At 72.3% G+C, this 22161-nt stretch carries 15 protein-coding genes and 1 riboswitch; of the genes, 8 read left to right on the forward strand and 7 right to left on the reverse strand.

Translation table 11 applies throughout. The features are described 5' to 3' along the window. Nucleotides 1–51: 51 nt before the first annotated feature. Nucleotides 52–1005, forward strand: a complete 954-nt coding sequence (locus ACFO6V_RS16285; RefSeq protein WP_377136978.1) for an Fpg/Nei family DNA glycosylase — start codon at nucleotides 52–54, stop codon at nucleotides 1003–1005. A 5-nt stretch (nucleotides 1006–1010) separates the two neighbouring features. Here the strand turns inward: ACFO6V_RS16285 and ACFO6V_RS16290 are convergent, their stop codons facing one another. From ACFO6V_RS16290 to ACFO6V_RS16300, 3 genes are all read right to left on the reverse strand, one after another. Next, nucleotides 1011–1970, reverse strand: a complete 960-nt coding sequence (locus tag ACFO6V_RS16290) for a GNAT family N-acetyltransferase (RefSeq protein WP_377136980.1) — start codon at nucleotides 1968–1970, stop codon at nucleotides 1011–1013. A 38-nt stretch (nucleotides 1971–2008) separates the two neighbouring features. Continuing rightward, nucleotides 2009–3151 (reverse strand): flavodoxin-dependent (E)-4-hydroxy-3-methylbut-2-enyl-diphosphate synthase, encoded by a 1143-nt coding sequence (ispG, locus tag ACFO6V_RS16295; protein ID WP_377138150.1) that lies wholly within the window; start codon nucleotides 3149–3151, stop codon nucleotides 2009–2011. 72 nt (nucleotides 3152–3223) lie between these two features. After that, nucleotides 3224–4543: a M50 family metallopeptidase gene (locus ACFO6V_RS16300; RefSeq protein WP_377136982.1), complete on the reverse strand. Its 1320-nt coding sequence runs from the start codon at nucleotides 4541–4543 to the stop codon at nucleotides 3224–3226. Between the two features lie 137 nt (nucleotides 4544–4680). On the opposite strand from ACFO6V_RS16300, the gene ACFO6V_RS16305 reads away from it, so the two are divergent. After that, nucleotides 4681–6987 carry a hypothetical protein gene (locus ACFO6V_RS16305; RefSeq protein ID WP_377136984.1) on the forward strand — a complete coding sequence of 769 codons (2307 nt, stop codon included), beginning with the start codon at nucleotides 4681–4683 and terminating at the stop codon, nucleotides 6985–6987. Between the two features lie 122 nt (nucleotides 6988–7109). Further along, nucleotides 7110–8516, forward strand: a complete 1407-nt coding sequence (locus ACFO6V_RS16310) for an aspartate aminotransferase family protein (RefSeq protein WP_377136986.1) — start codon at nucleotides 7110–7112, stop codon at nucleotides 8514–8516. 116 nt (nucleotides 8517–8632) lie between these two features. On the opposite strand, the gene ACFO6V_RS16315 is transcribed toward ACFO6V_RS16310, so the two are convergent. Next, nucleotides 8633–9661, reverse strand: coding sequence for an aldo/keto reductase (locus ACFO6V_RS16315; RefSeq protein ID WP_377136987.1), 1029 nt, complete (start codon nucleotides 9659–9661; stop codon nucleotides 8633–8635). 122 nt (nucleotides 9662–9783) lie between these two features. On the opposite strand from ACFO6V_RS16315, the gene ACFO6V_RS16320 reads away from it, so the two are divergent. Both ACFO6V_RS16320 and thiD read left to right on the forward strand, forming a co-directional pair. Beyond that, nucleotides 9784–10371, forward strand: a complete 588-nt coding sequence (locus tag ACFO6V_RS16320) for a TetR/AcrR family transcriptional regulator (RefSeq protein WP_377136988.1) — start codon at nucleotides 9784–9786, stop codon at nucleotides 10369–10371. A gap of 8 nt (nucleotides 10372–10379) precedes the next feature. Next, a riboswitch (TPP riboswitch) is annotated at nucleotides 10380–10477 on the forward strand. After that, entirely contained in the window at nucleotides 10467–11432 is a 966-nt protein-coding gene (gene thiD / locus ACFO6V_RS16325) for a bifunctional hydroxymethylpyrimidine kinase/phosphomethylpyrimidine kinase (RefSeq protein WP_377136990.1), read from the forward strand. (Overlaps the previous riboswitch by 11 nt.) Before the next feature lie 120 nt (nucleotides 11433–11552). Here thiD and dxr read toward each other — a convergent pair whose 3' ends face one another. Beyond that, nucleotides 11553–12719 carry a 1-deoxy-D-xylulose-5-phosphate reductoisomerase gene (gene dxr / locus ACFO6V_RS16330; RefSeq protein ID WP_377136991.1) on the reverse strand — a complete coding sequence of 389 codons (1167 nt, stop codon included), beginning with the start codon at nucleotides 12717–12719 and terminating at the stop codon, nucleotides 11553–11555. A gap of 13 nt (nucleotides 12720–12732) precedes the next feature. Continuing rightward, nucleotides 12733–14532, reverse strand: a complete 1800-nt coding sequence (locus tag ACFO6V_RS16335; protein ID WP_377136993.1) for a RyR domain-containing protein — start codon at nucleotides 14530–14532, stop codon at nucleotides 12733–12735. Nucleotides 14533–14684: 152 nt separating this feature from the next. Between ACFO6V_RS16335 and ACFO6V_RS16340 the strand changes: the two genes are divergently transcribed. Continuing rightward, entirely contained in the window at nucleotides 14685–17708 is a 3024-nt protein-coding gene (locus tag ACFO6V_RS16340) for a TIR domain-containing protein (RefSeq protein ID WP_377136995.1), read from the forward strand. Nucleotides 17709–17827: 119 nt separating this feature from the next. Here the strand turns inward: ACFO6V_RS16340 and ACFO6V_RS16345 are convergent, their stop codons facing one another. Beyond that, a complete protein-coding gene (locus tag ACFO6V_RS16345) occupies nucleotides 17828–18508 on the reverse strand; it encodes a hypothetical protein (RefSeq protein WP_377136997.1) in 681 nt (226 codons plus the stop codon). 128 nt (nucleotides 18509–18636) lie between these two features. Here ACFO6V_RS16345 and ACFO6V_RS16350 point away from each other — a divergent pair, with 128 nt between their 5' ends. Together ACFO6V_RS16350 and ACFO6V_RS16355 are read left to right on the forward strand one after the other, a co-directional pair. After that, nucleotides 18637–20787, forward strand: a complete 2151-nt coding sequence (locus tag ACFO6V_RS16350; protein ID WP_377136999.1) for a DEAD/DEAH box helicase — start codon at nucleotides 18637–18639, stop codon at nucleotides 20785–20787. A 57-nt stretch (nucleotides 20788–20844) separates the two neighbouring features. Then, nucleotides 20845–22143, forward strand: a complete 1299-nt coding sequence (locus ACFO6V_RS16355; protein ID WP_377137001.1) for a DUF418 domain-containing protein — start codon at nucleotides 20845–20847, stop codon at nucleotides 22141–22143. The last annotated feature ends 18 nt before the right edge of the window (nucleotides 22144–22161 follow it).

Genomic DNA, 22161 nt, shown 5'->3' on the forward strand with positions numbered 1-22161 from the left:
GCGCCGCGAACAGGCCTTGCCGCCGGTCGGGATGCGTCGGAGGATGAGGCCATGCCGGAGCTGCCCGAGGTCGCCGCGCTCGCCGACTTCCTGCGCGCCCGGGCGTCCGGGCGCACGGTCGCCCGCGTGGAGGTCGGCTCGATCGCCGCGCTCAAGACGTACGACCCGCCGGTCGACGCGCTCGCCGGGGGCGAGGTGACCGATGTCGCGCGGCACGGCAAGTGGCTGGACGTCGTCGTCTCGCCCGCCGCCGGTAGCCCCGCCGCCGGTAGCCCCGCCGGCAGCACAGGGCCCGACGGCGCCCCGCTCCACCTGGTCTTCCACCTCTCGCGTGGCGGGTGGGTGCGCTGGTCGGACGAGCTGTCCACCAAGCCCGTCCGGCCGTCGCTCGGCGGTTCCGGCCGTGGTGCGGTCCTCGCACTGCGCGTGCGGCTCGACGACGGTTCCGGGTTCGACCTCACCGAGGCCGGAACCCGTAAACGTCTGGCGGTGCACGTGGTCCGCGACCCCGCCGAGATCGAGATGATCGCGTCCCTGGGTGTGGAGCCGCTGTCCCCGGAGTTCACCACCGAGGTGCTGGCCGGCCTGCTCTCGGCGAAGAATCAGCAGGTCAAGGGGCTGCTCCGGGACCAGCGCGCCATCGCGGGCATCGGCAACGCCTACAGCGACGAGATCCTGCACGCGAGCCGGTTCAGCCCCTACAAACTGACGCGGTCGTTCACGGCGGAGGAGACCGCCCGGCTGCACACCGCGATCGGTGAGGTGCTCGCCGAGGCGATCGCGGCGGCGTCGGGCAAGCCTGCCAAGGAGCTCAAGGACGCCAAGCGCGCAGGGATGCGGGTGCACGGCCGCACCGGGCTGCCCTGTCCGGGCTGGGACGGGACGCCGTGCGGCGACACGGTGCACGAGGTCTCGTTCGCCGACCGGAGCATGCAGTACTGCCCGACGTGCCAGACGGGCGGCAAGCCGCTCGCGGACCGCCGGATGTCCAAGCTGCTGCGCTGACCCGCTCAGAAGAGCACGGTCGCGAACGTCCCCACCTGCTCGAAGCCCACCCGGCGGTAGGCGGCGACCGCCCGCTCGTTGTAGGCGTTCACGTAGAGCGACACCACCGGCGCGATGGACGCGCGCGTCGCGGCGACCACCGCCGCCATCCCCGACTCGGACCAGCCCCGGCCGCGGAACGCCGGCTCCACCCAGACGCCCTGGACCTGGGCGACTCCCCCGGCGACCGCACCGAGCTCCGCCTTGAAGCCGACCGCGGGCCGCCCGCCGCCGTCGGACACCACCCGGACGAACGAGCGCCCCTCCGTGATGAGGGCCCGCACCCGCTCGGCGTAGGCGGACCCGCCCGAGGCGACCGGCGAGTAGCCGACCTCCTCCGTGAACATCCGCACGCATGCGGGCAGCACGAGTCCGAGCTCGGCGGGAACCGACCGGCGGACGGTGGGCTCCGGCGCGAGCGACGGCGCCGTCCCGATGGCCATGGACGGCTGGTCGGCGCGCACGTCGCGGGCCGGGGGCCAGTGGGGCGACAGGTGCTCCCAGAGCCCCAGCGCCGCCCACTGCTCCCCCACGATCGACGACGAGCGGCGCCCGTGCACGCGCGCCAGCTCCGCGAAGGCGGCGACCGCCTCGGCCCGTCGGTCCGGGTCGGTCAGCGGGATCACCGGCACCAGGTTGGCGCCGGCCCAGCACACCGCCTCCAGCTTTCCGACGGCGGGGAAACCCCAGGCCTGCCCCGAGGCGGCGCCGAAACCGGAGCGCGCCGCGATCTCCAGACGGGCGGTGGCGAGAACGGACGAGACCGGGTCGACGGCGCACACCCGCAGGGCCTGCGCCAGGTCCGCGCGAGTCAGCGGGCGTGCGACATCAGGCCGGTCGCGCTGCGGCAGAATGTCCTGTTCGCCCGGTTGAGCAGGCCCGTCGGGGCGCGGTCCGGTGGGTACCGGGGTGCGCCAGCGAGCCATGCTCTGCTCCGTTCTCTGCTCCGTCCTGGATCAGACTCTCAGCCGACCGAGACGACAGGCGGGCCGGCCTGCATATCATTCTCCGGCGTAGGCATCGCATCCGCGATCCGCATCGCCTCTTCGATGAGCGTCTCGACGATCATCGACTCCGGGACGGTCTTGACGACCTCGCCCTTGACGAAGATCTGGCCCTTGCCGTTACCGGACGCCACACCGAGGTCTGCCTCGCGTGCCTCGCCCGGCCCGTTCACCACGCAGCCCATGACGGCGACGCGCAGCGGGACGGTCATGCCCTCGAGCCCGGCCGTGACCTTCTCGGCGAGCGTGTAGACGTCCACCTGGGCGCGACCACAGGACGGGCACGACACGATCTCGAGCTTGCGGGGCCGCAGGTTGAGCGACTGCAGGATCTGGTTGCCGACCTTGACCTCCTCGACCGGCGGGGCCGAGAGGGAGACGCGGATCGTGTCGCCGATGCCCTTGCTGAGCAGCGCGCCGAACGCCGTGGCCGACTTGATGGTGCCCTGGAACGCCGGGCCCGCCTCGGTGACGCCGAGGTGCAGGGGCCAGTCGCCGCGCTCGGAGAGCAGCTCGTACGCGCGGACCATGATCACCGGGTCGTTGTGCTTGACCGAGATCTTGAAGTCGTGGAAGTCGTGCTCCTCGAAGAGGCTCGCCTCCCACACCGCGGACTCCACCAGGGCCTCGGGCGTCGCCTTGCCGTACTTGGCCAGCAGGCGCTTGTCGAGCGAGCCCGCGTTGACGCCGATGCGGATTGAGACGCCGGCGTCCTTCGCGGCGCGGGCGATCTCACCGACCTGGTCGTCGAACTTGCGGATGTTGCCCGGGTTGACCCGGACGGCCGCACAGCCGGCGTCGATGGCCTGGAAGACGTACTTCGGCTGGAAGTGGATGTCCGCGATCACCGGGATCTGCGACTTCTTCGCGATGATCGGCAGCACGTCGGCGTCGTCGGAGGTCGGGACGGCGACGCGCACGATGTCGCAGCCTGCCGTCGTGAGCTCCGCGATCTGCTGGAGGGTCGCGTTGATGTCGGTGGTGGGCGTGGTGGTCATGGACTGCACGCTCACGGGTGCGTCACCACCCACCTCCACCTTGCCGACCTTGATCTTTCGAGTCTTGCGGCGGGGGGCGAGTACCGGCGGTGGTGCTGCCGGCATGCCGAGGCTGATTGCGCTCACGAGTTCAGTATCCCTGCTTCAGAAGGTGCGAAACGTACATCGTGTCTGGCATCACGTGATCCGCACCGGATCCACCAGGTCCGCCACGATCAGGACGCCGCCCACGCCGAGCAGGATGAGGAAGACCACATATGCCACCGGCGTCATCCGCGCGACGTCCGCCGGGCCGGGCAGGACCGCACCGCGCACCCTGGCGAGGGTCCGCTTGCCGCCCTCGTAGAGGGCGTTGACCAGGTGCCCGCCGTCGAGCGGCAGGAGCGGGATCATGTTGAAGGCGAACAGCGCGATGTTGAGGCTCGCGAGCAAGCTCAGGAAGAACATGACGCGGTCGAGGATCGCCTCGTCCAGCGCCCAGATCTCGCCGCTGATCCGCGCGACGCCGACCACCGACTGGACGGAGTCCTGCGCCCGCTCCTCGGCCGTGAAGGCCTGGGTCGCGGTGTCGGCCACGCGGACCGGGAGGGTGGCGACCATGGTCAGCGTCTGCCAGGTCTGCTCGCCCACCGCGGGCAGCACGCTGGAGAGTGGCTGGGGTTCGCGCACCTGGAGCGGCGAGAAGCCCACGAAGCCGCCGGGCTGGACGACGGGCTCGCCGTCGTCCCCGATGACCGCGGTGCCCTGCTCGTCCACCACCGGGCGGTCGGTCCTGGCCGGGGTCACCTCGAGCGTGACCCGCTCGCCGTCGCGCAGGACCGCGACCTGGGACGGCTGCCCGGCGGAGTCGTTGATGAGGCCGACCAGCTGCTGCCAGCTGTGCACCTCGGCGCCGCCGAACGCGACGATCTCGTCGCCGGGCTCCAGGCCGGCCGCGGCGGCCGGTGCGGCGGGCCGCCCCTCGCACTCGTCGCCGGACGCGTCGGAGGTGACCGACGCCGGCACGCACTGAGAGAGCTGGGCGACGGTCGTGGAGGTGGCCATCGTGCCGTAGCCGACCAGGATGATCCCGATCAGGACCGTGGCGATCACGAGGTTCACGAACGGCCCGCCGAACATCACTATCAGCTTCTTGGGCGTCGAGAGGTTGTAGAACGCGCGGTGCTCCTCGCCGGGACGCACCTCCGCGACGGACGCGTCGCGGGCGTCGGAGACGAGCTCGCTCCAGAACCCGGAGCCGCGCCGCGTGCCGGCCGGTGCTGGCGGCATCATGCCGACGAGCCGCACGAACCCGCCGAGCGGGATCGCCTTGATGCCGTACTCGGTCTCGCCCTTGGTCCGCGACCAGACGGTAGGCCCGAAGCCCACGAAGTACTGGCTCACGCGGACACCGAACTTCTTGGCCGGGATCATGTGCCCCAGCTCGTGCAGGCCGACGGAGACGATGATGCCCAGCAGCAGGACGAGCCAGCCGATCACGTGCGGAACGATGCTCACGGACCGAGACTACGGCACCTGCTTGCGCCGTCGAAAGGCGGTGCACGTCTCCCCCGCGACCAGCACCTGACGTTCACGTCCATCCGATTTGATGGTAATTCGTTGATACATCGGTTACCGATCATTAACCTGACGGCATGTCGGTTTCGTCCATCCCTGAGTTCCGGGAGCTGCACACGCACGGTCCTGGTTCCCTCACGGAGAGCCTCACGTCGATGTTCCAGACGGAGGCCTGGCATGCCGCGGACGGCGACTCCCGGGTCGCCAGGCAGCTCCGCGAGATCGGCGTCGACGTCAGTGCGATCTGGGCGGCCTCCCGCTGGAACATGGGCGACGACGGCGAGGCGCCGAACCGCCGTCACCCGCTGCCCGGCGACCCGCGCGGCCCGCAGACCGCCGCCGCGCTGACCGCGATCGCCGCGCGTCCGCGGGCCGCCGCCCTGCTCGGCGTCTACCTGTGGTCGCAGGCGAGCGACGCCCTGCAGTACACCTTCCGGCACGGACGGATCATCGTCCCGCTGCGCGCCTTCGTCGAGACCTGGGCGACGTGCCGCGACAGCGCACCGGACGACGTCTGCCGGGCGGAGGGCGACGCCGTCGCCGTGCTGCTGCGCACGCTCATCACCCAGATGCACACCTCGGCCGCCCGCAGCGCCGGCAGCCTGGCCCGGCTGGCCGACGCCGCCGCGCAGGCCGGGGACCGGTGCGGCGACCTGCTCCGGGCCGCCCGTGCCATCCCGGACCCGAGGTCGCCGTTCCGGCGTGCGCTCGTGCCGCAGGCCGTGACCCGCATCAGATACTTCCGCGCGCTGTCGGAGGCGGCCGGAGCGGCCGACGACGCGATGTCCGGCCAGCCGGCGAGGCTCGCCCCCGCGCTCGAGGGGCTGCGGGCCGCCGAGACCGACCGGCACCTCAACTACATCCTGGCCAGCGAGCTGCGCGCCTACCGGATGCACCTGACGGAGCTGCACCGCAACCTCGACTCCACCTGGCTCACGCTCGACCGGCTGCGGACCGTCTACATCTACCCGTTCGGCCTGCGGGACGTCAGCCCCACCGCCGCCGTGGCAGCGATCCGAGAGCTCGCGGACCGCGACGAGCGGCCCGAGCTGCTCGGCGTCCAGGCCTTCGCGGTGCGGGGCCGGCTCAAGATGGACGACGTCTGGGCGAGCGTCGACCGGGCCGCCCGCCCGTACGGCGGGGTGTCGCTGTCGATGCCGAACGTGCGCCTGGAACAGCCCGACGGCTCGTTCATCGCCGAGCTGTCCTGCGACGTGCGGTTCACCGAGTTCGGCAACCACTACGTCCGGTTCCGCTACTCGGCGCGCGAGCAGTCGCCGCAGCAGGTCCGGGACGCCCGGTTCCGGCTGTCCAACCTGCACGCCGACATCCGGGTGCGCTGGATCTCGCCGGACGGCGCACCCGTCGACGTCGATCACGCGGGCAGCCCACCCCCCGAGCGCCTGTTCGACCTCGCCGACCTGCTCCAGCGCGCCACCACCGACCTGGTCCGCGAGGGCACCGAGATCGCCCAGGGGCGGGCGCACGTCGTCACCACCGTCTACGAGGCGAGCCGCGGGCCGGGACCCGCCGCGCCCCGCGCGGAACGCACGCCGGTCGCCATGGGCGACGAGCTGCTCGCCGCGTTCGGCTCGCAGGTGCTGCTCCAGCCGGTCTCCTACGGCACCGCGACGCTGTGCGACTGGACCCTGCGCCAGCGCAACCCGGTGCTGCTGGAGGGGGTGCGGCACCTGGGCGACGTCGTCGCGGTGGCCACGAACTCGACGACGGTCGCCCTGGCCGGCACCGCACACTTCAAGATCTCGCAGTACGGCTCGCTCGCGGAGTTCGTCGCGAGCCTGAACGGGCTGTTCAGCGCGTGGAACGCCACTCTTGCCGACCATCTGCGGATCGTCGCGACGATGCTCGCCGACCACGACGTCAACAACGGCGCCGACCTCGCCGAGCGCAAGGAACGGCTCACCCGCGAACAGCTGCGCCTGCACGAGTTCGCCTCGGAGGTCCGGGCCACGCTGACCACCATCACGTCGCCCACGTTCCTCGCCTCCGCCCTGGAGTCCAGGATGCTGAACCAGCTGCTGCAGGCGGCGCACTTCGAGCAGCAGGCGGCGGTGGTCACCGAACGGCTCCGCGAGCTGCTCCAGGAGCCGATCGCCGCGCGCCTCGCGGCCCTCGAACGCCTGCACGGCGACCGGGAGCGGGCCGCCGAGGCCAAGCGCGAGCGCGGGCGCCGTCGGCTGATGGACGGCACGCTGTCCGCCATCACCGTGTTCGCCGGCGTCTACGCCCTGATCGGCACCGTCCAGGTCGCGCTGGACGCGGACCTGATCGGCCCGCTCCAGGCGGTCACGGCCACCGCCCTGGTCACGATCGGCGCCCTGGTGACGGGGGTCGCGGTCTTCAACTGGACGCGAGGGCGCTGACGCACTCCGACATGTCGGACGGGACATGTCAGGCGGACGGAGCGCTCGGGTAATCTGCCCGTCTGACGCGCCACGGCCTGCTGGTCGTCGGCCGCGACGCCACTCCACGACAGGGGAGAACGATGACCGGAGTCCCCGCGCCCACCTCGAGCGCACCGAACGTCACACCGCGCGGAACGGTGCGGGACGACGCCGCCCGTCGTCACCTCTGGGGACACTTCACGCGGCAGTCCGCGTGGGACTCCGGTGTGCCCACGCTGGTCCGCGGCGAGGGCCACCACGTGTGGGACGCGCAGGGCCGCAAGTACATCGACGGGCTATCAGGACTGTTCGTGGTCCAGGCCGGGCACGGCCGCCGGACACTCGCCGAGGCCGCGGCCAAGCAGGCGGGGGAGCTCGCCTACTTCCCGCTGTGGTCCTACGCGCATCCGCCGGCCATCGACCTGGCCGAGCGCCTCGTCCATCACGCCCCAGGCGACCTGAACCGCGTGTTCTTCACGACGGGCGGCTCGGAGGCGGTGGAGACGGCGTTCAAGCTGGCCAAGCAGTACTGGAAGCTGCAGGGCAAGCCCGGCAAGTACAAGGTGATCTCCCGGGCCGTCGCCTACCACGGCACCACCCACGGCGCGCTGTCCGTGACCGGTGTGCCCCGCATCAAGGAGCCGTTCGAGCCCCTGGTGCCCGGTACCTACAAGGTGCCCAACACCAACATCTACCGGGCCGACGACGGCTTGCGCGACGATCCGAAGGCGTTCGGCCGCTGGGCCGCCGACCAGATCGAGACGCTGATCCTGACGGAGGGGCCGGGCTCGGTGGCCGCCGTCTTCCTCGAACCCGTGCAGAACGCGGGCGGCAGCATCCCGCCGCCGCCCGGATACTTCGAGCGGGTGCGCGAGATCTGCGACAAGTACGACGTCCTGCTGGTCTCGGACGAGGTCATCTGCGCGTTCGGCCGCATCGGGTCGATCTTCGCGTGCGACGACTTCGGCTACGTGCCGGACATGATCACCTGCGCCAAGGGCATGTCGTCGGGCTACTCCCCGATCGGCGCGTGCCTGGTCTCCGACCGCGTGTTCGAGCCGTTCGCCACCGGGTCCACGAGCTTCGGCCACGGATACACGTTCGGCGGGCATCCGGTCTCGGCTGCGGTCGCCATGGCCAACCTCGATCTCTTCGAGGTGGAGGACCTGACCGGGCAGGTCAAGCGGAACGCGCCGGCGTTCCGGGCGACGCTGGAGCGGCTGCACGACCTACCGATCGTGGGCGACGTACGCGGCGCCGGTTACTTCTACGCGATCGAGCTCGTCAAGGACCAGGACACCCGGGGAACCTTCTCCGGGGCCGAGACCGATCGTCTGCTCGGGCTCCTCGGCCCGGCGCTGTTCGAGGCCGGCCTGTACTGCCGCCCCGACAACCGCGGCGACCTGGTGGTGCAGCTCGCACCGCCGCTGACCGTCGGGCAGACCGAGTTCGACGAGATCGAGGAGATCCTGCGGGGCGTGCTGAGCGAGGTCTGGTCCACGCTGTGACCGGGGGCGCTCGGCCCGCCGATTCTGCGTCCCGATGACCCGCCTACCCAGCGATCGGGCCCAGATCTCACGTGAGTTCTGGGCCCAGTCGCTGGGTAGAACGCGCCCTTCGCCCGTCACGCGGCCGCGCGCTGTTCCGCGGGACGACGGCGCAGGAGCGGCTGCTGGATGGCGGGCGGGTCGTAGGCCATGTCGAGGCGGCCGACGTCGGTCCCGGGCGGCACTATCGCGTCGATCCGGTCCAGGATGTCGTCGCTCAGGACGACCTCGGCGCCGGCGAGCGCGCTGTCCAGGTGCTCCATGGTGCGCGGGCCGATGATCGCGGAGGTGACGCCGGGATGGGCGATCGTGAACGCCATCGCCAGGTGGTTCAGCGGGACACCGGCGTCCTGCGCGACGGGGATGAGCTGCTCGACGACGTCGAGGCGCTGCTCGTCGCGCAGGTGCTCCATCCCGAACTGCGCCCGGTGGGTGTCGTTCTCCTGACCCTTGCGGTACCGGCCGGTGAGGAGGCCGCCGGCGAGCGGGCTCCAGACCAGGGTGCCCATGCCGTACTGCTGGGCGACCGGCAGCACGTCCCGCTCGATTCCCCGGTTCAGGATGGAGTACGGCGGCTGCTCGGCCCTGAAGCGTTCCAGGCCGCGCCGTTCTGCCACCCACTGGGCCTGGACGATCTCGGCGGCTGGCATCGTCGACGAGCCGATGGCCCGCACCTTGCCCGAGTTGATCAGGTAGGTCAGCGCGGCCAGCGTGTCCTCGACGTCCGTCTCGGGGTCGGGGCGGTGGATCTGGTAGAGGTCGATGTAGTCGGTGCCCAGGCGGCGCAGCGAGTTCTCGACCTCGGCGATGATCCAGCGGCGGGAGTTGCCGCGGTGGTTGGGGTCGTCGCTCATGGGCAGGTGCACCTTGGTGGCGAGCACGACGTCGTCGCGCCGCCCCTTGAGCGCCTTGCCCACTATCTCCTCGGACTCGCCGTGCGAGTAGAAGTCGGCGGTGTCGACGAAGTTGATGCCGGAGTCGAGGGCCTTGTGGATGATCTTGATCGACTCCTCGTGGTCGGGGTTGCCGACCGCGCCGAACATCATCGCGCCGAGCGCATAGGGGCTGACCTTGATGCCGGTCCGGCCGAGGTTGCGGTACTGCATGGGGCCCTCCTGGGGTCGAGAGGTCTGGTGAGCGCCCCGGCGATGTCGTACCCTGGAGCTAAGCGGAACGCTCTTCCAGAACTATATGGAAAGGGATTCCGGATAGCAAGGGATGGAGTGGAGTGACCCAGAACACAGCGCCGCGGCCGCTGCGCGCCGACGCGCAACGCAACATCGACTCGCTGCTCGACGCGGCCAAGTCAGCCTTTGGCACGTCCGGCGTGGACGCGCCCGCGAAGGAGGTCGCCGACCTGGCCGGCGTCGGCGTCGGCACGCTGTACCGGCACTTCCCCAAGCGCTCGGACCTGGTCAAGGCCGTGTTCCAGCACGAGGTCGACGCGTGCGCCGACGCCGCGCCGACCCTCGCCGGAAAGCACGAGCCGGTCGTGGCGCTCGAGAAGTGGCTGCACCGGTACACCGAGTTCCTCGAGACCAAGAGCGGCCTCGCGTCGGCGCTGCACTCCGGCGACCCGGCGTTCGACGCCCTGCCGGACTACTTCATGGGGCGGCTCGGCCCGGCCCTGGGCTCGCTCGTCGACGCCGCCGTCGACGCCGGCGAGATCCGCGCGGTCGCCAGCCCCAAGGACCTCCTCTACGCCGTCTCCAAGCTGTGCCTGCCCATGCACGACGACGAGCCGAACCACGGCCGGCGCATGATCGACCTGCTCGTGGACGGCCTGCAGCACGGAGCCGGACAGACCGCTGGGTAGGGTGGGGCGGAAATGGCGCGGGGCGCCGGGCGCCAGCCCGGCTGAGACGTACCCGTGGAACCTGCTCTAGGTAATTCTAGCGAAGGGAACGCCTCATGGGCTCCGTCCTGCTCGATACCGGCGCGCGCACCCGCCCGCCCGGACATCCCACCGTGGCGCTGACGATCGCCGGGTCGGATCCGTCCGGCGGCGCGGGGATCCAGGCCGACCTGAAGACCTTCGCCGCGCTCGGCGGGTACGGCTGCGCGGCGCTCACCGGTCTGACCGCCCAGTCCACGACCGACGTGACGCGGGTGCTGCCCGTGCCCGCCGACATGGTGACCGCGCAGCTCGAGACCCTGTTCGCCGACGTCGCGGTGGACGCCGTGAAGATCGGCATGACGACGGACGCCGCCGTCGCCCGGGCCGTCGCGGCGGCGCTGCGGCAGCTCCGTGCCGCCGGACGCGCACCCTACGTGGTGCTCGACCCGGTGATGGTCTCGACGTCGGGCCACCGCCTGCTCGCGCCGGACGCCGAGGCGGTGCTGCGCGACGAGCTGCTGCCGCTGGCCGACCTGGTCACGCCGAACCTGCCGGAGGCCGCGGTGCTGCTCGGCGTCGAACAGGCCCGGGACGACGGCGAGGCGGCAGACCAGGCCCGCGCGCTGCTCAAGCTCGGGGCGCGGTTCGCCCTGGTCAAGGGCGGGCACCTGGACTCGGCGGAGTCGGTCGACCACCTCGCAGGTCCGGGCCTCGGCTCGGGCGACGGGTCGGACGGCGTCGTCACCCTGGCCGCCCCGCGGATTCCCACGCGGAACACGCACGGGACGGGCTGCACGCTCAGCTCAGCGTGTGTGGTCCTGCGGCCCCGGCACGACGGGTGGGAGCCCGCCGTACGCGAGGCGAAGAACTACCTGACGGAAGCCCTGCGCGCCGCGGACGACCTGGTCATCGGCGGCACGGGCACCACGCCCGGGCCCTGGCGCGGCCACGGCCCGGTCGACCATGGCTACACCGCGCGCGGACGACAGCCGACGCCGCTCTCGGATGCCCGGGCGCCGCGCAAAGGTTCCGCGAGCTAGATCTGTTGCTGTCAGTAGACGTTGTCTACTGACAGCAACACACCTCGCAGAGCAACTGTCTCCCCCGGTCGCGACGCTCCAGCCGGGCCGCAGCGCATCGCACCGGTCCCGGACGTCCCGTCAGGACTTGAGGAGCTCCGCCGCGCGGGCGCGGGCCCAGGCGTCGGCCTCCAGGACGCCCTCGACCGACGTCGCGTCGCCCGCGGACGTCGTCTCGTGCGCCTCGACGACGGCGGCCACCGTGTCGACGATGTCCAGGAAGCCGATGGCGCCGTCGTGGAACGCGTCCACGCACACCTCGTTCGCCGCGTTGTAGACGGCGGGGTGCGTGCCGCCGGCCTCGCCGACCTGCCGGGCGAGGCGGACGGCGGGGAAGGCGTCGTCGTCCAGGGGCGCGAACTCCCAGGTGGACGCCTTGGTCCAGTCGATGGGCACGTCGACGTCCGGCAGGCGGTCGGGCCAGGACAGGCCCAGCGCGATCGGCACGAGCATCCGCGGCGGACCGGCCTGGGCGATGGTGGAGCCGTCGGCGAACTCGACCATCGAGTGGATCATCTGCTGCGGGTGCACCACGACGTCGATCGCGCTGAACGGCAGATCGAACAGCAGGTGCGCCTCGATCACCTCGAGGCCCTTGTTCACCAGCGTCGCGGAGTTGGTGGTGACCACGCGCCCCATCGAGAAGTTGGGGTGCCGCAGGGCCTGCGCGGGGGTCACGTCCCGCAGCTCGGCGCGCGTGCGGCCGCGGAACGGCCCGCCGCTCGCGGTCACGACGAGCTTGCGCACCTCGGCGGCGGACCCCGAGCGCAGCGACTGCGCGATGGCGGAGTGCTCCGAGTCCACCGGCACGATCTGGCCCTTATGCCGCACCGCCGCCTTGACCAGCGCGCCCCCGACGACCAGCGACTCCTTGTTCGCGAGCGCCAGCGTCGAACCGGCGGCGAGCGCGGCGAGGGTGGGGCGCAGGCCCACGGATCCGGTGATGCCGTTGAGCACGACGTCGCTCCCCCGGCCGGCCAGCTCGGTCGCGGCGCCCGGTCCGGCGAGCACCTCGACGCCGTCGGCCCCTGCCTCCCGGAGCAGGTCCAGCAGCGCGGGGCGTGCGGCGTCGTCGGCCACCGCGACGGCGCGTACGCCGAGCGACGCGGCCTGGCGGGCGAGGAGCGGCAGGTCAGAACCGCCGGCGGACAGCGCGTCCACGCGGAACCGGTCCGGGTTGCGCCCGATGACGTCGATGGCCTGCGTGCCGATGGAGCCGGTGGAGCCGAGGAGGGTGACGCTTCGCATGGGGCACATCCTCTCAGCCCTCGCCGGCCTGCTCCGCACGGCCGCGGCCGAACATCCGCCAGCCCTTGACCACGCCACGGGGGTCCGGCACGGGCTCGCCGGCGGCCTCCCAGCCGGCGTCGTCGGCGAGCGGGACCACGTGGAGGCCGAAGTCCGCGAGGATCACCGGGATGGCTCGGATCGCCGCGCGGTCCTTCTCGCGGTCCGCCTCCGACAGCTCTTCCCAGGGGCGCAGGTCCGGGTGCAGGCGCCGGGCGTCGTCCCGCTGCGGACCGTAGGTCCAGCCCGCGGCGGCCTTCTCGGCCATCCACCGCTCGTGCTCGTCGACGGCGCGCGCGTCGACCACGGGTTCGGGGATCCGGCCGTGCTCGCCGTCGCCGGCGGGTGCGACGGTGCAGCCCATCTGGCGGAGCCGGTCCGGGATGGCGCGCACCTGGGCACGGTTCGCGGCCCGGAGGTCGTCGGACAGGTCGGCCCACGAGACCATCGCGGGGGTGCTCTCCCAGGCCACGCCGCGCGAACGCTGGTTGCGCAGGTAGGTCAGGTGGGCGGAGACGGCCATCAGGTCGTAGACATCGTCGTGCACGAGCGCACCGGGCGCGGTCGCCCTGCGCAGCAGCGTGCCCGGTTCGACGACGTCGAGCCGCCCGCCGAGGTCGTCGAGGATGGAGCCGTCGTGGGTGCCGAACAGGCCGCCGAGGCCCGCGAGGCGGTTGAGGCGCAGCACGACGGCGCCCTCGCCGGCGCGCCAGAGGTCACTGTCCCGCAGCGCGTGCCGGAGCGCGTCCCCGTCGTCGTCGTGGCACACGTAGACGCGCTGGGGCGTGCCGATCGCGCGCACCTCGGCGAACGTCTCGACCGGGACGAGCCGGCAGGCCGCCCGCACGCTGGGCCAGCGTGCCCGCAACGCCTGCGCCGCGACGCGCGCGCCGGGACCGACGAGGGTCACGGTGAGCGGCTCGCCGCCGGACGCGATCTCGACGCTCCGCAGCCGCGCGAACGCGACGACGAGCGCCCTGCCGAACGTGCCGTGCCCGACCACCGAGACATGCGGCGCGGTGCCGCGGGCTACCGTCTGGTCGCGCCGGGCCAGCGAGCGGGCGACGAGCTCGCCCAGCGTGAAGAAGTCCACGCCCGGCTGCGGATGGCTCAGGTGGCGGGCCTGCAGCGCGAGCGCGAGCTCGGGGTCGCTGACGTGCGCGTTCAGCCGCAGGCCCGGCAGAGCAGGGTCCCGCACCGCGCGGTTGGCCACCGCCACCGTGAGCACGTTGACGCCGGGCTCGTCGTCCTCGCCCTCGCACGCGTAGAGCACCGCGGCGCCGGAGATACCGGCGTTGCGCAGCGACGCCGCGTCCCCCGTGGCGGTCCGCGCGACGGGAGCGCCCCGGGCCGCGAGCGCCTCGGCGATGAGGTCGGCGGCCGGTGTGCGCCCGACGACCACCGCGTGCCCCCGCATCCGACGGGTGCGCATCGCCGCGATCTGGTCGGCGAACAGGGAGCGCACCGCCTCGAAGACGGCGTAGCCGGTGGCGACCGGGGCGAGGAACCGCGCGGCCTGGAGCTGCCAGGGCAGGTCGCCGCCGTCGTTGGTGGCCTCCGCACCGAGCACGAAGAGCTGGACGGAGTAGTAGACGACGTCCCACCCGGTGGTGCCCCAGACGAAGTCCGGGGAGGTCCGGTAGATGGTGAAGCCCCACAGGCCCAGTGCGAAGGCCACGCCGAACAGCGCGGTGAAGCCCGCGCGCACCCACGACCGGCGCACGTGCAGCCGGCGCGGTCCGCCGCGGGGAATCACGAGCTCCGGTGCCGCCATGTCGTGCCTCTCCCGTCCGACCCGCCAGCACACCTAACGGTGCATTTCAGGCTAAAGGTCGCTAGCGTCATGACCAGCGGCGACATTACACACAGGGGATACATTTCTCTCCGGTCCGCGACATTCGCCGAGGAAAGCAGCGGGGGGCAAGGATGACCGACCGGAGAGTCCGTGGCCTGCTGCCCGCTGCCCGCGCCTCCGTCGCACCGCGCACCGACGGGTACGACGCCTTCCTGTCCTACAGCCGCGACTCCGACGGCGAGTTCGCGCCCGCGTTCCACGCGCAGCTCCTCGACTTCGACAGGCGCGACGGCGTCCGCGACCTGCGCATCTTCCTGGACCGGACCGGTCTGGCGAACAACCCGAGCCTCTGGGACTCCATCAAGCACAAGCTCGAGCGCTCCGACTACCTCATCCTGCTCGCCTCCGAGGGTGCTGCGAGCTCCCACTTCGTGGCCGAGGAGGTGGCCTGGTGGCTCGACCATCGCGAACCCGAGACCCTCTTGGTGGCGCTGACCAGCGGCAAGATCGTCTGGACGGCGAACAAGATAGACAAGATCAGCACCACCGCACTGCCCGCGCCGCTCGCCGAGCGGATCGACCGCGAGCCCAAGTGGACCGACCTGACCCGGTTGCGCCAGCGGCGCAGGTTCTGGCGGCGCCACCCGGACCGGGCGACGGCGCTCGCCGAGCTCGTCGCCCCGCTGCGCGGCCCGGACGTCAGCACCGAGGAGATCCTCAGCGCCCACATCGCTCGCCAGGGCTCGGCCAACCTCGTCAGCCGTCTGACGATCACCGCCCTCGGCGTCATGCTCGCCGTGGCCATCGGCGCGTCCGGATACGCCCTGCGGGAGGCGTCCCGGGCGAACGAGGCGGTGAACGCCAACGCCGCCCACCTGCTCGGCGCGACGTCGCACGTCGTGCACCAGGACGATCCCGCTGTGGCGCAGCTGCTCGCGGTAGAGGCGGTCGAACGCCTCCGGGACGGGCAGACCCGCACCGCGCTGTTCAACGCGGTGACGGCGAACGAGCCCGCGGACCCGTACCTGCTGCGGACCGTCGACGTGCCGGAGGAGACCGAGCTCGCCGACGTCGCGCCGACCAGCACGGGCATCGTCGGCCGTACCGACAGGGGTGACCTCGTGCGGTGGAACCCCGACGACGGCGAACCCGCCGTCCTGCGCGGCGACCGTACGCCGTTCGGCACGGTGACCGGGTCCGGGCGGCCGGGGCCTTTCGTCGCCGGGAGCGCGGACGGCATGGTGGTCGCGGCGGTCGACGACCTCGGCGTGACCGTCGGCCGGTTCGGCCCGCTGCCCGAGGGCAGCACCAGCCGCCAGACGCACCTCGACCTGCCCGGCGCGGCAGCGGTGGCGCTCACGCCGGACGGCGACACGCTCTTCATCGCGTGGCACGACGCCGTCACCGACCGGAACCGGATCGGCAGCATGAACCTCGCAGGACGGGACCTGGCGGTCCTGGAGTCCGACGCCGGGTCCCAGCGGCCGCACGAGCAGCGCCTGGCCTTCGCGAACAAGGTGAGCACGGATCTCGCGGTCACGTCCCTCGCCGTCGGCTCGAGCCGCACCCTCGCGGTGGCCGACGCCGCCGCGGGCACCCTCGAGGTGCGCAGCCTCGACTCCCTGGAGCCGACCGGCCCGGGGACGGTCCGGCTGCCTGAGGATGCCGTCCCCTCACCCTCGCTGCGCTACTGGGCGACGCTGCGCTCCGACGCGGAGGGCACCGTCGTGACCGTGCACCACTGGGCCGACGACTCCGTGCGTTCGGCGAGCTGCCCGGTACCGCGTGCCTGGTCCGCCCCCGAGGTGGTCGCGATAGACAACGAGACCACGCGCGCCCTGGTCGCCACTGACGGAGGCCTGGTCGCGTGCGAGATCTCCGGGAAGACCAGGCTGCGGCGGACGTGGCACATGTCCGGCATCCAGCGGACCGGCCCACCGGTACTGGTCGGCACCGACCGTGTGGCGGCGGCGTCGGACGGCCGGATCGCGCTGTGGTCCACAGCCGGCACCCGCGGCGACATCCCGCTGCCGCGCGCGGCGGGCGCCGCCGCGGTAGCGGCCGCACGCGAACCTGACCCGGCGACCGGACCGGCCCAGGCCGGCCCGACGGCGGTCCTGGCCACCTACCGGGCGGAGCCGACGGCGCCGGCGAGCACCGCGGTGTCCTGGTCGGACGGGACGGTGACCATCCATGGCCGGGGCACCGTCGCGCTGCCCGACGACGGAGAGCATGCCGGCCAGCCGCTGCTACCGGTGTGGCTCGACGAGGACCGGCTCCTGCTCATCGCCCCGGACGGCAGCGCCTACCAGACCGACCGCGGCACCACCGCCGCGCACGAGCCGGGGTTCCGCTCCCTCGTCGCGCCGGGCCTGGAGCGCGACGGCCCCGCCTGTGCCACCGTCGTGAGCGCCCGGCGTGCGGGGCAGCACATCCTGCTCGTCGACGCGTGCTCGGGGCTCCACCTCGTCGACATCGGGCTCGAGGAGCCTGCCGTGCACGTACCGGGCCCCCTGGGCGCCTCACCACGGCTCGAACCCGAGTGGACGGCACCCGGCCGGGTAGCGGTGGCCGACGACGGGAGCACGGTCGCCGTCGCGCCGCGCGACTTCTCGCTCCGGGTGGCCGATCTCGACGCCGTCGCCCGGGGCGAGACGGACGTGTGGACGGTGCGCGGCAGCAGTGTGGCGCAGGTGCACATGATCGGCCGCGCGGGGGATCCGGCGGTGCCGGACCAGCTGGTCACGCTCGGCGTGGACTCCACGGTGCGGCTGCGGCCGGCGACCGCCCCGGGCCGTCTCAGGTCGCTCGACCTCACCGGCACCTACGGCGACGTCATGGCCGTGCTGCCCGGGCCGAACCTCGTGGCGCGCAACGACGGCCCGGCGCTGGCGTTCTTCGACATCGAGACCGGTCAGAAGGTTGGCGAGCTCGCCACCAGGATGTACTCGCCCAGCGACGAGGTGGCACCGAGCGACGTACACGCCGCCGACGGCCAGCTGCTCGTGGTCCAGGACCACGGTGTCACCACCGGCTGGACCTTCTCGGACGACCAGATGATCACCCGGGCGTGCGCCATGGCGGGGCGGACGGCGACGCCGAAAGACATGCCGGACGGCGTCACGCTGACGAATGACCCGGCCTGCTCCACCTGACCGAAAGGATGCCGAAGTAGAGCGCCTGTCCGAGTCCCCCGTGGTAACCGAGGGAGACTCGGACATGCGCTCTACTTCGGCGTACTCCGGTTCGGCGTACTCCCGGGGCGAGCCCCGGGTCAGGACTCCAGGCGCTTGGCCTCGGTCTCCGTCTCGTCCGCCTCTTCGTCGCGGCCTTCCTTGCGCAGCACGCTGGTGAGCGAGCGCATCGAGGCCGCGGCGTCGGACTTCGCGAGGTCCGAGGACGTCCCGCGCAGCTTGCCCCACAGGTTCATCGCCTCCTCGGCGACCTCCAGCACCTGCGAGCGCTCCTTGCCACCGATCGTCGACGTCGTGAACGTCTCCAGCGCGTGCTCGAGCACCGCACGCTGCTTGGTCGGGTCGTCGTCGTCCAGGCTCTTGTACAGCTGGACGGCCTCGCCGACGAGCTTCGTCGTCGGCTTGTCCTGCTCCTTCGCCGCGGCCTGGCTGCCGAACGACAGCAGCGCGACGGCGATCTTCGACACGGTGCTGCCGGCCTCGCCAGGCAGCTTCTCCGCGCCCGAGACCACCAGGTCGTGCAGCCTCGCAGCCGTGCGCGTCTCGAGGTTCTCCTCGCGCTCCGGTGCCTCGTCCTGCTCCGGGGCCTTGACCTGCTCCGGTGCCTGCTCAGATCCCGCGACGTGCGCCGGGGCCTGACCACTCTCGATACCACTCTCGACTGCGACCGGCGCCACCTGCGGCGTCACCTCGGCCGTCGTCTCCCCTGCTGCGGTGACCTGCGCCGCCTGTGCCTGCTGCGGCAGTGCTTCCGTGCTCACTCGTTCCTCCTGTCCACGGTGCGACGAAACTACCAGAACGGGCGTTCAGTCCCGGTATGCACCGCAACAGGGCACGACGGCGTGTGCGAGTACGTCGCAGCGGCACGCACCCAGTACCGTCAGCCGCCATGGAGACCTGGTCACGCGCCGATTCCCGCGAGCTGCTCGAGGAGGCCCGCACCCGGCACGCCCTGGGCACGGACACGCTGACCGAGCGTGGTGCGGCCCCCGAACGGGTGCGCGACGCGTACCGCGCCGCCCGGGACGCCCGGGTGCTTGCGGAGCTGGCAGAGGTACCCGTCGACCGGATCCGCGAGGTGAGCACCGGGCGCGTTCGGGTGGGACTCGTCGAGGCGGCCGGGTTCCGGACCGTGGCCCAGGTGCTGCGCGCCGACGACGAGGAGCTCGACGCGATCGCCGGCGTCGGGCCCAAGACCGCACGCCTGCTGCGCGAGGCCGCCCAGCAGATCTTCGACGCCGTCGACGACGCGCTCACCTTCCGGATCGAGGCCGACCCCGCCGACCCGCTCGCGACCGACCTGGTGCGTGCGCTGCACACGCACGAGCACGTCGCCCGGTTCTTCGACGCCTGGGGCGAGCGGCTCGACGTCGACGTCCCGCGGCTGGCCCGCCTGGCCGAGGCGGGGGTCCTGCGCGGCACCCTCGTCAAGCGGTTCTTCGCCGGCCGCGAGCGCAACGCCGCGGCCGACTCCGCGCTGACCACGCTCCGCGAGACGGTGGACGGGCTCGACGACTCGGGCGTCACCGACGCCCTGCGCCGGCTGGACCGCACGCTGACCGGCACGTCGGACGCGGAGGTGTGGCGGGACTACGAGGCCCGCGCCGCCGCCTACTACACAGCGCTGGGCGAGCTCGTGGACCTCGGCGTCGACGTCGAGGCCGCGGAGGGCTACCTGCCGGAGGACGTCGTCGACCAGGTGTCGGCCCAGGACCTGGACACCTCGCTCCTGACCGTCTCCCTGCGCGGGTACCAGGCGTTCGGCGCGCGGTACGCGCTGGTGCAGCGGCGCACGATCCTCGGTGACGAGATGGGGCTCGGCAAGACGGTCCAGGCCATCGCCGTGATGGCGCACCTGGCCGCCCGCGGCCGCCGGCACTTCCTCGTGATCTGCCCGGCGAGCGTCGCGGCGAACTGGGCCCGCGAGGTCGCCGCCCACTCCCGCCTCACGGTCCGGGTGCTGCAGGGCGACGAACGCGACGCCGGCATCCGCAGCTGGATCGCCGACGGCGGCGTCGGCATCGTCACCTTCCCGCAGCTCGGGCACCTGCGCGCCGCCGGGCTGCCCCGGCCCGCACTGCTCGTGGTGGACGAGGCGCACTACGTGAAGAACCCCGCCGCGCAGCGCTCGGAGCGGACGGCGGCCTGGGCCGACGCCGCCGAGCGCGTGCTCTTCATGTCGGGCACGCCCATGGAGAACACCGTGGACGAGTTCCGCAGCCTCGTGCGGTACCTCAAGCCCGACGTCGCCGACTCGATAGACGCGGCGGCGGGCCTTGCGGGCGCCGCGGCGTTCCGCAGGTCGGTCTCCACGGTGTACCTGCGGCGCAACCAGGAGGACGTGCTCACCGAGCTGCCCGAGCTGGTCCAGGTCGACGAGTGGGAGCGGTTCGGCAAGCACGACGGCGCCGCCTACCGGCGGGCCGTGCTGAAGCGTTCGTTCGCGGACATGCGCCGGGCGGCGTTCGTCCAGGCCCCCGAGCCGACGGCGAAGCTCGTGCGGCTGCGCGAGATCGTCGCCGAGGCGATGGACAACAACCGCAAGGTCGTCGTCTTCTCGTTCTTCCGCGACGTGATCGAGACGGTGCTGACCGAGCTGGGCCCGCTCGCCATCGGCCCCATCACGGGTTCCGTCCCCGCCAGACGGCGGCAGGAGCTGGTCGACGAGTTCACGCAGGCGCCGGAGCCGAAGGTGCTGGTGAGCCAGATCGAGGCGGGCGGCGTCGGGCTCAACATCCAGGCCGCCTCGGTGGTGATCCTGTGCGAGCCGCAGGTCAAGCCGACGGTCGAGGCGCAGGCCATCGCGCGGGCGCACCGGATGGGCCAGGTCCGCACCGTGCAGGTGCACCGGTTGCTGATCGAGAACAGCGTGGACGAGCGGCTCCTGGAGATCCTCGGCACCAAGGCCGAGCTGTTCGCCGAGTACGCCGGCCGCTCGACGGTGGCCGTGGCGCCGGGCGCCACCGACGTCGCCGATGCCGAGCTCGCCCGGCGCATCGTCGAGGAGGAGCGCGCCCGGCTGGCTGAGCCGGCGGCGTAGCCTCGAAAGCTCGCTCCTTTGCTCGCGGTCAGGCCCCCGGCCTGCTGAGATGTACCCATGTCCACCACAGCCCTGACCCGGGGTCCTGTCCAGGCCGCCGAGCGCTCGCCCGCGCCCGACCTCGCGCGCGGCTTCATGCTCCTGCTGATCGCCATCGCGAACACGCCCTACTACCTGTGGGGCCGCGAGACGAACCCCTGGGTGTCGCACCCCGTCGACGGCTCGGCCCTCGACAAGGTCGCCGACTTCCTCATCATCGTGTTCGTGGACATGCGGACCTACCCCATGTTCGCGTTCCTCTTCGGCTACGGCATGATGCAGCTCTACAACCGCCAGGTGTCCTCCGGGACGCCGGAGGTAGCGGCTCGCAAGCTCCTGCAGAAGCGCAACTGGCTCCTGCTCGCTTTCGGGTTCGTGCACGCGGCGCTGCTCTGGATGGGCGACGTGCTCGGCGCGTACGGCCTGGCCGGCCTGCTCATGGTGTGGCTGTTCTTCGAGGTCAAGGACCGCACGTTGCTCGTGTGGACCTGGGTCTTCGGCGGCCTGCTGGCGATCGGCACGGTGTTCGCCGTGATCGGCTCGTACTTCACCGCTCAGATCCCGGCGGACGACCCGATCGCTCGGTCCATCCTCGCGGACACCACCGGCCCGTCCACGGAGTCGATGGAGTCGACCTCGTACCTGGCGTCGATCTTCGAGCGCCTGGGCTTCTGGGTCTTCGGGACCGTCGGCCAGGGGCTCCTCTTCCTCGTCGTCCCGATGATGCTGCTGCTCGCCTTCTGGGCCGGACGGCGCCGCATCCTCGAGAACCCGGGCGAGCACCTGCCGCTGCTGCGCCGGGTGGCAGCGGTCGGCATCGCCATCGGCTGGCTCGGCCCGCTGCCGTCCGCGCTCGACCACGTCGGCGCCATCGCCGTACCCGACCACGCGGCCTGGGTCTTCCTGCCCGTGCAGATCCTCACCGGCTTCTTCGGCGGCCTGGGCTACGTCGCCCTGTTCGGCCTCATCGGCCACCGCGTCGCCCTGCGGCGCAGCGGCGCGCCGTCGAACAACCTGTTCACCACGGACGGGCCGTTCGCCGGCGCCGTCCAGGCGGTGGGCAAGCGGTCGCTGACGTCCTACCTGCTGCAGTCGGTGCTGTGCGCGCCGATCCTGGCGGCCTGGGGCTTCGGTCTGGGCCAGTACCTCAGCTCGTGGAGCATGCTGCTGTTCGCCGTGGGCGTCTGGGCGCTCACCGTGGCGTTCGCCGTCTGGCAGGAGCGGACCGGACGGCGCGGGCCGGCCGAGGTGGCGCTGCGCCGGCTGGTCTACGGCCGGCCGGCGCAGCGTCCGGCGCCGGTTCAGCCAGGGGCCTGAGGCCCGGGCCGAACCCGG

The organism is Promicromonospora alba, assembly GCF_042654905.1.
Taxonomy (GTDB): domain Bacteria; phylum Actinomycetota; class Actinomycetes; order Actinomycetales; family Cellulomonadaceae; genus Promicromonospora; species Promicromonospora alba.